Source organism: Mesorhizobium sp. M1050, from assembly GCF_040318715.1.
Lineage (GTDB): Bacteria > Pseudomonadota > Alphaproteobacteria > Rhizobiales > Rhizobiaceae > Mesorhizobium.
Genome location: NZ_JAMYMV010000041.1, coordinates 52,151 through 61,504 on the forward strand (window position 1 = coordinate 52,151; position 9,354 = coordinate 61,504).

At 61.4% G+C, this 9,354-nt stretch carries 10 protein-coding genes and 1 tRNA gene; 5 read left to right on the forward strand and 6 right to left on the reverse strand.

Going from position 1 to position 9,354, the window contains the following annotated elements; translation table 11 throughout:
- Nucleotide 1: 1 nt before the first annotated feature.
- The 4 genes from NKH57_RS21370 to NKH57_RS21385 form a co-directional block, all read right to left on the reverse strand.
- Entirely contained in the window at nucleotides 2-1,609 is a 1,608-nt protein-coding gene (locus NKH57_RS21370) for a carboxyl transferase domain-containing protein (RefSeq protein ID WP_352946976.1), read from the reverse strand.
- A 1-nt stretch (nucleotide 1,610) separates the two neighbouring features.
- A complete protein-coding gene (locus tag NKH57_RS21375) occupies nucleotides 1,611-2,774 on the reverse strand; it encodes an isovaleryl-CoA dehydrogenase (protein WP_352946979.1) in 1,164 nt (387 codons plus the stop codon).
- 66 nt (nucleotides 2,775-2,840) lie between these two features.
- The gene (locus NKH57_RS21380) at nucleotides 2,841-3,491 is read right to left on the reverse strand and encodes a TetR/AcrR family transcriptional regulator (RefSeq protein WP_352946982.1); all 651 of its coding nucleotides are present in this window, start codon (nucleotides 3,489-3,491) and stop codon (nucleotides 2,841-2,843) included.
- Between the two features lie 73 nt (nucleotides 3,492-3,564).
- Nucleotides 3,565-3,849 (reverse strand): acylphosphatase, encoded by a 285-nt coding sequence (locus NKH57_RS21385; protein ID WP_352947002.1) that lies wholly within the window; start codon nucleotides 3,847-3,849, stop codon nucleotides 3,565-3,567.
- Between the two features lie 159 nt (nucleotides 3,850-4,008).
- On the opposite strand from NKH57_RS21385, the gene NKH57_RS21390 reads away from it, so the two are divergent.
- Entirely contained in the window at nucleotides 4,009-5,010 is a 1,002-nt protein-coding gene (locus tag NKH57_RS21390; RefSeq protein ID WP_352946985.1) for a bifunctional helix-turn-helix transcriptional regulator/GNAT family N-acetyltransferase, read from the forward strand.
- 24 nt (nucleotides 5,011-5,034) lie between these two features.
- Here NKH57_RS21390 and NKH57_RS21395 read toward each other — a convergent pair whose 3' ends face one another.
- Both NKH57_RS21395 and NKH57_RS21400 read right to left on the reverse strand, forming a co-directional pair.
- On the reverse strand, nucleotides 5,035-6,147 hold the full coding sequence (locus NKH57_RS21395; protein ID WP_352946988.1) for a pyridoxal phosphate-dependent aminotransferase: 1,113 nt from the start codon (nucleotides 6,145-6,147) through the stop codon (nucleotides 5,035-5,037).
- Nucleotides 6,148-6,284: 137 nt separating this feature from the next.
- A complete protein-coding gene (locus tag NKH57_RS21400; protein WP_352946991.1) occupies nucleotides 6,285-7,466 on the reverse strand; it encodes a porin in 1,182 nt (393 codons plus the stop codon).
- Between the two features lie 309 nt (nucleotides 7,467-7,775).
- Here NKH57_RS21400 and NKH57_RS21405 point away from each other — a divergent pair, with 309 nt between their 5' ends.
- The 4 genes from NKH57_RS21405 to NKH57_RS21420 all read left to right on the forward strand — a co-directional run.
- The gene (locus NKH57_RS21405) at nucleotides 7,776-7,976 is read left to right on the forward strand and encodes a hypothetical protein (protein ID WP_156938582.1); all 201 of its coding nucleotides are present in this window, start codon (nucleotides 7,776-7,778) and stop codon (nucleotides 7,974-7,976) included.
- A tRNA-Ser gene (locus NKH57_RS21410) sits at nucleotides 7,938-8,028 on the forward strand. The genes NKH57_RS21405 and NKH57_RS21410 overlap by 39 nt, the downstream gene beginning before the upstream one ends.
- Nucleotides 8,029-8,248: 220 nt before the next feature.
- Nucleotides 8,249-8,491 (forward strand): GIY-YIG nuclease family protein, encoded by a 243-nt coding sequence (locus NKH57_RS21415; protein ID WP_352946994.1) that lies wholly within the window; start codon nucleotides 8,249-8,251, stop codon nucleotides 8,489-8,491.
- 135 nt (nucleotides 8,492-8,626) lie between these two features.
- A partial coding sequence (locus NKH57_RS21420; RefSeq protein ID WP_352946997.1) for a porin occupies nucleotides 8,627-9,354 on the forward strand: 728 nt, incomplete at its 3' end.

The following is a 9,354-nucleotide window of genomic DNA, read 5'->3' on the forward strand; positions in this document are numbered from 1 at the left end:
CTCACATCCTGAACACGCCGAAGCGCGTTTCCTCGATCTCGGCGTTGAGCGCGGCTGACAGGCTGAGTGCCAGCACGTCGCGCGTCTTCGCCGGGTCGATGATGCCGTCGTCCCAGAGGCGAGCGGACGAGTAGAGCGGATGGCCCTCATGCTCGTATTTCATCAGGATCGGCTTCTTGAATTTCGCCTCTTCCTCGGCGGTCCACTCCCCGCCCTTGCGCTCGATGCCCTCGCGCTTGACCATGGCCAGCACCGTCGCCGCCTGTCCGCCGCCCATCACTGAGATACGCGCATTCGGCCACATCCACAGGAAGCGTGGTGAGTAGGCGCGGCCGCACATACCGTAATTGCCGGCGCCGAACGAACCACCGATGATGATCGTCACCTTCGGCACCCTGGCGGTGGCGACGGCCATCACCAGCTTGGCGCCGTCCTTGGCGATGCCGCCCGCTTCGTATTTCCTGCCGACCATGAAGCCGGTGATGTTCTGCAGGAAGATCAGCGGGATCTTGCGCTGGCAACAGAGTTCGATGAAATGCGCGCCCTTCAACGCGCTTTCGGAAAACAGCACGCCGTTATTAGCGATAATGCCGACCGGCATGCCATGGAGGTGGGCAAAGCCGGTGATCAGCGTGGTGCCGTAGTTCTGCTTGAACTCATCGAACTCGGAACCGTCGACGATGCGCGCGATCACCTCGCGCACATCATAGGGCTGGCGCAGGTCGGTCGGCACGATGCCATAGAGTTCATCCGCCGGATGAAGTGGCGGAATCGACTTCTGTAAGTTCAGGCTTACAGTCTTGTTCCGATTCAGATTTTTGACGATGCGCCGGCAGATGGCGAGTGCATGGTCGTCGTCCAGCGCATAGTGGTCGGCAACGCCGGAAAGCCGCGTGTGCACATCGGCGCCGCCGAGATCCTCGGCGCTGACGTCCTCGCCGGTGGCCGCCTTCACCAGCGGTGGGCCGCCGAGGAAGATGGTCGCCTGGTTGCGCACCATGATCGTCTCGTCCGACATCGCCGGCACATAGGCGCCGCCTGCCGTGCAGGAACCCATGACGCAGGCGATCTGCGGGATACCCGCCGCCGACATGTTGGCCTGGTTATAGAAGATACGGCCGAAATGTTCGCGGTCGGGAAACACCTCGTCCTGGTTGGGCAGATTGGCGCCGCCGCTGTCGACCAGATAGATGCAAGGCAAATTGTTCTGCAGCGCGATTTCCTGGGCCCGCAGATGCTTCTTCACCGTCAGCGGATAATAGGTGCCGCCCTTCACCGTGGCGTCGTTGACGACGACCATCACCTCGGTGCCCTCGACGCGGCCGACGCCCGCGATCATGCCGGCCGAAGAAATCTCCTCGCCATACATCGACCATGCCGCGAACTGGCCGATCTCGAGGAACGGCGAGCCGGTGTCGAGCAATTGCGCGAGGCGCTCGCGCGGCAACAGCTTGCCGCGCGAAACGTGGCGCTCACGCGTCTCGTCGGAGCCGCCCCGCTCGACGGTCGCGGCTTTTTCGGCGATGTCGGCGACCAGGGCCCTCATCCGCTCGGCATTGGCTCGGAAGGTCTCGGAGGAGGGGGATATCTGGGTTTGAAGTGCTGCCATATTATACCCCCTCCGCCATGATTTCCCGCCCGACCAGCCAACGGCGGATTTCGCTGGTGCCGGCGCCGATCTCGTAGAGCTTGGCGTCGCGCAACAGGCGGCCGGTTGGATAGTCGTTGATATAGCCATTGCCGCCAAGCAGCTGGATGGCGTCCAGCGCCATCATCGTCGCCTTCTCGGCGGCAAACAGCACGCAGCCGGCGGCATCCTTGCGCGTCGTCTGGCCGCGATCGCAAGCGGCGGCGACGGCATAGACGTAGGCGCGTGCGGCGTTCATCGTCGTGTACATGTCGGCAAGTTTACCCTGCACCAGCTGGAACTCGCCGATCGCCTGGCCGAACTGCTTGCGCTCATGCACATAGGGGATGGCCACGTCGAGGCATGCCGCCATCAAGCCGATCGGGCCGCCGGCAAGCACGGTGCGCTCATAGTCGAGGCCCGACATCAGCACCTCGACACCGCGTCCTTCCTCATGCAGCACGTTGTCGAACGGCACTTCGACATCTGAAAAAACCAGCTCGCCGGTGTTGGAGCCCCGCATGCCGAGCTTATCGAGCTTTTGCGCCACGGAAAATCCGGCCATCGTGTTCTCGACGATGAAAGCGGTGATGCCGTGTGATTTCAGCTCCGGATCGGTCTTGGCGTAGACGACCAGCGTCTGGGCGTCCGGCCCGTTGGTGATCCACATCTTGGTGCCGTTGAGCACGTAGCGATCATTGCGCTTTTCGGCACGCAGCTTGAGCGACACGACATCCGAGCCAGCGCCGGATTCCGACATCGCCAGCGCGCCGACGCGTTCGCCCGAACACAGCGGCGGCAAGAATTTTTCCTTCTGCGCCGTCGTCGCCCAGCGGTTGATCTGATTGACGCAGAGATTGGAATGGGCGCCGTAGGAAAGGCCGACCGAGGCCGAGGCGCGCGAGATTTCTTCGACGGCGATCACATGCGCGAGATAGCCCATGCCGCTGCCGCCGAAATCGGGGTCGGCCGTGATGCCGAGCAGGCCAAGCGCGCCGAGTTCGCCCCACAGATGCGCCGGGAATTCATTCGAACGATCGATATCGGCGGCGATCGGTGCGATCCTGTCCTGGGCGAAGCGCCGAACCATATCGCGCAGCGCCTCGATCTCCTCGTCATGCCCGAAGCTGAGCGTGTTCGTGTACATGTTTTTCCTCCCTGCCGCATGACCCCGAAAATCGACTTCGATTTTGGGAAGGGATCATGCGCGAAATTAAAGTGCTACAGCGTCCTTCGCGCGTCCAAAGGGCCGCGCGGCGCTGTAGGCGTCGATCGTCGCGCCGACGAGCCGCATGGTCATCGACAGATATGTCGCCGTCACTTCAGCGATCGACAGCCGTTCGCCCGGCCGAAACCAGACGATGACGCCGGTCATCATCTGGATCAGCGCCATGGCCGTCAGCCCGGTGTCGTCGATGCTGAAGGCGCCCGCCTCGGCGCCGTCGCGCAGGATGGTGCGTAGCTCCTTTTCATAGGCTGTCCGCATGCGCAGGATCTGCGTCAGCCGTTCGGGCGACAGGCTGCGCAATTCCATGTTCGACACATGCGTGGCGTGCCGACGCTCGACATGAAAGGCGATGTGGTTTTCGACAAAGGCTGACAGCCGCTGCGCGGGATCCGCACCGATAGGGCGGGCTGCTTCCCACGCGCCTGTAAGACCTTCCATGTGTTCGCGCATCAGCGTGAACAGAAGCTCTTCCTTGGTTGGAAAATAGCGGTAGAGCGCGGCAGCCTGGACGCCGACTTCGGCGGCAAGCTGGCGCATCGGCATCGCCTCGTAGCCGAAACGCGCAATCAGATTGACGGCCGCCTCGCGGATGGCTGCCTCGGTCTTTTCACCATCGGATCCAGTCGTGCGTGCCATTGTCGGCCTCGTTTACGAGGTAATAATAAAACGAACGTTCAATTAATTCAAGGGCGCTGAATCAAATCCGCCATCATGCAACAATCCTGAACTCGACAAATGTGTTCCCGGGTGCCAACTCCTCGACGTCGACCCTGGAAACCAAAGCCCCGGACGGCCCTTTCCACAGTCGTTCGATCATTGTCGAGACCGCCTCGTCGAGGCCTGCAATCCGGGTCGTTACGGACCCGTCAGCTTCATTGCGAATCCAGCCAGCAAGACCGAGGCTTGTGGCCTCGTCCCGGGCCCAGATTCTGAATCCGACGCCTTGCACATTGCCGTAGACGCGCGCCCGCACTTCCCTGCCAGGACCAGCCATGACGATCTCCAAGCCTGTCTCCTTGGAATCTGGCGCACAGCGCCGGGAAGGCAACCTGAGAACTGCGCATGACAGCTGTGCTCTCTGGCCTTCGCAATTTAATTGACTCAGTCCACTAATTTTTGAAAAATGCGGCTGCCTATTGGGAGTTGGACGCAAATGTTGGACGAACGAAAAGCTTTGGTGGCCGATATCAGGCGCTTCAATCGCTTCTACACGCGCACCGTCGGTCTTCTCGACGAGACGCTGACACAAAGCGCATTCACGTTGACCGAGGCGCGCGTACTTTTCGAACTCGGCCACCTTAATCGTCCGGCAGCTTCTGAGGCCGCTGGGGAGCGGGGTTTTCTTGCCAAGGCTTTTCATCTGGAGGTGGGCCCAACGGCTTCCGATATTGCCAGACAACTGCGGGTCGATGCGGCGTATCTGACACGAATTCTGCGCAAATTCGCCAGTGGGGGACTGACCGAGACGCGGGCCGATCCGGCCGACAAGCGCCGGCGGATTCTGTCGCTCACGGCAAGAGGCGAGGCAGCCCTTTCGGAGCTCCAGGCTGCGGCGGATCGCGATACTGCACGGCTCATCGAGAATTTGCCTGACCACAGATTGCAGGAACTGGGTGGCGCCTTGCGCAAGGTCGGGGAATTGTTAGGCGATGCCTGTGAGAGCAGCGAGGTGACGCTGCGGCCGCACCGCATCGGCGACGTCGGCTGGGTCGTGCAGCGGCAGGCCCGGCTCTATGCCGAGGAATATGGCTGGAACATCGAATTCGAGGCCATGCTTGCCGAGATTGGCGCCGATTTCATCCGCAATTTCGTGCCCGGCCGCGATTTCTGCTGGATCGCCGAGCGTGGCGAGGAGCCAGTTGGTGCGGTGTTCCTTGTTCATCAGGACGACGAGGTGGCAAAGCTGCGGCTGCTGCATGTCGAGGCGTCTGCGCGCGGCCTGGGTATCGGCAAACGCCTGGTCGCGGAATGCGTGAACCAGGCCCGCGCCTGCGGCTATAGCAAGCTGGTGCTGTGGACCAACGACGTCCTCGTGGCGGCGCGTGCGATTTACGAGCGCGCCGGCTTCAGGCTGGTCTCGCAGCAGCCTCACCACAGTTTCGGCAAGGACCTAACCGGCCAGACCTGGAACTGGATTTGTAAGCGCGCCCTGTGATTGCGCTTTGCCTACTGGCGAATCCTAGTTCCCCCGCGCTGCGGCGAGTGCGCCCGGCAGTTCCTCGGCAAAGATGTCCAACTCGTGATCGAGGCCGACGCTGACCCGGATGCAGCGGTCGAGCCGTGGCACCATCGGTTTGCGGATGAAAACGTCGCGCGACAGCAGGCCTTGCAGCACTTTCAGCGCAAAGGCGCCATCGCCGCCGCAGTCGATGGTGACGAAATTGGTTGCCGAGGCCAGTGGCTTCAATCCGTTCTGCTCGGCGATGCCGGCTATGCGTCGGCGGCCGGCAGCCACCCGCGCCACCACGCTCCTCAGATAGTCCTGATCGGCTAGCGCCTCGACGCCGGCGATCTGCGCCATGCGGCTGACGCCGTAATGGTTGCGGATCTTCTCGAAGTCACGGATCACCTGGGCCTCGGCCACCGCATAGCCGCAGCGTATGCCAGCGAGCCCATAAGCCTTCGAGAAGGTGCGCATGCGGATGACGTTCGGCCGGGAGATATCGATCGGCGGCAACGCCGAGGCCGGCCCGAGTTCGCCATAGGCCTCGTCGAGCACCAGCATGGTGGTTTCCGGCAGCGCCTCGATGAAGCGGATAATCTCGCCCGCGTCCCACCAACTGCCCATCGGATTGTCCGGGTTGGACAGGTAGACCAGCGGCGCTTTGTCCTTGCGCACTCCCGCCAGCAGGCCGTCCAGGCTTTCCCTGTCGTTGTCGTAGGCGACCGTGACCAGCCGCCCGCCGACACCGGCAATATGGAAGTTGAAGGTCGGATAGGCGCCGAGTGAGGTGACCACGGCATCGCCCGGCGCCACATACATGCGTGCCACCAGGCTGAGCAGGCCGTCTATGCCTTCGCCGACAACGACGTTTTCGGCTTTCACGCCGTGATGCGCGGCAACCGCCACTTTCAGGTCGTTATTGTCGGGGTCGCAATACATCCACATGTCGCGGGCGATTCCGGCCATGCGCTCGATAACGCGCGGCGAGGGCCCAAAACTGCTCTCATTGGCACCGATGCGGGCACGAAAAGCGCGGCCGCGCTCGCGCTCCTGCGCTTCGGGTCCGACAAAAGGCACGGTCGACGGAAGCGCGTCGACGAGAGGCGTGAGGGGAGGGCGCTGGCGCATGGCGAAGGCTCACTTGAAAGGGGCCTTCTTGCTAGCCTGCCCGCATGATCGGTGCAAGTTGCCGATCAAGCCGCAATTCAATCAAAAAAACCCGGCGGTTGCCCGCCGGGTTTTCAATTTCGCCGAAGCGAAATTTATTAGAACGAGCGCTGGAAGCGGAGGAGACCGCCGACGCTGCTCTTCTTGGTGGCGCCAGTCCAGTTGGAGAAGTCGGCGTCATCGAACTTGCCTGCATTGAGGTAGTCGACTTCAGCCGTGACGGTGAAGCCAGGAACAACATCATAGGCGATGTTCGCTGCGACGCCGAGGTTCTTCCATTCGTCATACGAGAGCTGAGCGTTGAACGAGGTCTTCTCGTTGAACTTGTAGGTGCCACCGCCCCACACTGCCCAGTTGCCGCCCCACTGCTTGAAGAAGCCGCGACCGCCAGCCGGAACGGCCCAGGTCGGATCCGAGAGATTGTCATCGGAACCATAGCCGCCCATGACCCACAGCTGTATGGCGTCGCTGGCATTCACGTCCAAGCGCACCTTGCCGGCGACTTCTTCGTAGTTGCTGTCATAAGCCACGACACCGGTGATGGCGCCCCAGCCCTGCGTGTACTTCACGCCGCCGACGACATGCGGAACGTAGCTGTCGATCGTGCCAACCTCGCCTTCGCCTTCTTCGAGAGAGACCACGGCCGAGAAGCCGTTGCCTGCATCGAAGTAGTACTGGACGACGTTGGTGTCGAAATCGCCGTAGGGAACGAGCGTATCCTGGATGACGTTGCCGGCGTAGCCGATGAACGTATCGAAAGCCGATTCGTCCTTACCGACGCGCAGGCCACCAAGCTGGATCCAGGCGAAGTTCAACGAAACGCCCTTCATGCCGGCACTGTTGACAGAGCCGCCATTATCCACGCCCTCACCCAGAGCGCCGCTGCCCAGATCTGATTGGTGATTGCCGAAGTTCCAGCGGGTCTCGGTGTAGGTCTTCAAGGTGCCGAGCTCGGTTTCCTGGCCGGTCCAGGTCTTCAGCGTGAAGCGGGCGTTCTTGTACCAGGTGTCGTTGCTTTTACCACCATCCTCGTGATCGGCGCTTGTCGCTCCGTCGAACGAGCCTACGTCGCCACCGCCGATGTCGTAACGGACATAGCCGCCGATGCGCAGGCAGGTCTCGGTGCCGGGGATGTAGAAGTAGCCAGCGCCGTAGACGTCGCAAATCTTGACGTATTCAGCGGGTTCCGGCTCGGCGACGACGACGGCGTCGGCGGCGCGCGCACCGGAAACTGCGATCAGGGCCGCAGCGGAGCCGAGGAGAAGGCTCTTAATGTTCATTTTCTGACCTCCAGTCAAAAGTTAAAAAACGGGTCTGGGTATTCTTTGCTGAAGGACAGCGTTCCCTGCCCCATCCCCACTACCGAAAAAGATGCGCACCGCGCCGCTTCCTCGAAACCGACATTACCCATGAGGCGGCGGCGTTCAACCACGATCGTACCGGCGAAAGGGCTGTTCGGCTGCTATCCCCTGGCGTTGTTGCACAAATGACACGATTTGGCCTCAGTCAGAAAGCTCTCGTTAACCATCCGCTCGTCCGAAGCCCTTGTTTGCGGCCGAATCCGGCGATCAGCTGACGGAATCATGGCCATGTCCCGAGTCGCTAGCCAGGAAACTGCCGCAGAACCGCCGCATCCTTGGAAAGCCGCGCCACGGCGCGTTGCTATTTTTTCAGATAATGGCTTCTTTTTCCGAGATATTGGCTGGGGCTTGTTGATTGTGCCCGCGCTTTTCTTTATCCAGCGGCGCAACGGAGAGGTGGCCGAGTGGTCGAAGGCGCTCCCCTGCTAAGGGAGTAGAGGTCAAAAGCTTCTCGTGGGTTCGAATCCCATCCTCTCCGCCATCCTGCTTCGCGCTGCGCGCTTCGCAGGACAAGCCTCCCCTCCGTATAGCAGGATGCCCTACGAAGCCTCGGCGAAGGAGGGCCTTAAATCCTAGCAAAAACAATGCTTCGCGCTGCTTGGGACACGTCTTCCTTCCGCGAAGCGGGAGGTCTTCCTGTACCCTGGACTCCTTGCAAGACAGGTTTGGCAGTCTGCCTGCCGAGCCAAGGAGGGTGGTTCGTGTGGTATGTATACCTGCTGGAGAGCAAGGCAGTGGGAGGTGAACGCTATATCGGCGTGACTTCCGACCTGAAGCGGCGGATTGCCGAGCATAATGCCGGAAAATCCAGCCATACGTCCAAGTTCCTGCCACGGCGGATCGTCACGTATATCGGCTTCTCGAATCGAGCCAGGGCGACTTCATTCGAGCGTTATCTCAAATCCGGCTCCGGCCACGCTTTCGCCAACAAACATCTGTGGTGATGTCTGCATTGCGCTCTTCGAGGCGACGAAAAATCCAGCCATTCCCAGAGAAAGCCCAGCAATAACAGCCCTTTGCCGCGGAAAAACACGCAGCCGAAGGGCAGTTCTTGTTCGATTCTGACTGGAGGTCAGAAAATGAACATTAAGAGCCTTCTCCTCGGCTCCGCTGCGGCCCTGATCGCAGTTTCCGGTGCGCGCGCCGCCGACGCCGTCGTCGTCGCCGAGCCGGAGCCCGCTGAATACGTCAAGATTTGCGACGTCTACGGCGCTGGCTACTTCTACATCCCCGGCACCGAAACCTGCCTGCGCATCGGCGGCTTTATCCGCTATGACATCAGCGCCGGCGAGCAAGGCAGCTTCGATGGTGCTCGTGCCACCGACGTTGAGGACGGCACCGAAAACGACACCTGGCACAAGAATGCCCGCTTCACGCTGAAGACCTGGACCGGCCAGGAAACCGAGCTCGGCACCTTGAAGACCTTCACCGAGACCCGCTGGAACTTCGGCAATGGCGACGGTCCTGTTGCCAGCAATGCCACTCCTTCTCTGAACTTCGCCTGGATCCAGCTCGGTGGTCTCCGCGTCGGTAAGGACGAATCGGCGTTCAATACGTTCATCGGCTATGCCGGCAACGTCATCCAGGATACGCTCGTTCCCTACGGCGATTTCGACTCCAACGTCGTCCAGTACTACTTCGATGCAGGCAACGGCTTCTCGGCCGTGGTCTCCCTTGAAGAAGGCTCGGGCGCTGGCACGCCTGGTGCCTACGGCAGGGGCTCGATCGACAGCTACGTTCCGCATGTCGTCGGCGGCGTGAAGTACACGCAGGGCTGGGGCGCCATCACCGGTGTCGTGGCTTATGA

Coding starts and splice junctions, on each gene's coding strand:
- NKH57_RS21370 (WP_352946976.1), bottom strand. CDS start 1,609: ATGGCAGCACTTCAAACCCAGATATCCCCCTCCTCCGAGACCTTCCGA.
- NKH57_RS21375 (WP_352946979.1), bottom strand. CDS start 2,774: ATGTACACGAACACGCTCAGCTTCGGGCATGACGAGGAGATCGAGGCG.
- NKH57_RS21380 (WP_352946982.1), bottom strand. CDS start 3,491: ATGGCACGCACGACTGGATCCGATGGTGAAAAGACCGAGGCAGCCATC.
- NKH57_RS21385 (WP_352947002.1), bottom strand. CDS start 3,849: ATGGCTGGTCCTGGCAGGGAAGTGCGGGCGCGCGTCTACGGCAATGTG.
- NKH57_RS21390 (WP_352946985.1), top strand. CDS start 4,009: ATGTTGGACGAACGAAAAGCTTTGGTGGCCGATATCAGGCGCTTCAAT.
- NKH57_RS21395 (WP_352946988.1), bottom strand. CDS start 6,147: ATGCGCCAGCGCCCTCCCCTCACGCCTCTCGTCGACGCGCTTCCGTCG.
- NKH57_RS21400 (WP_352946991.1), bottom strand. CDS start 7,466: ATGAACATTAAGAGCCTTCTCCTCGGCTCCGCTGCGGCCCTGATCGCA.
- NKH57_RS21405 (WP_156938582.1), top strand. CDS start 7,776: ATGTCCCGAGTCGCTAGCCAGGAAACTGCCGCAGAACCGCCGCATCCT.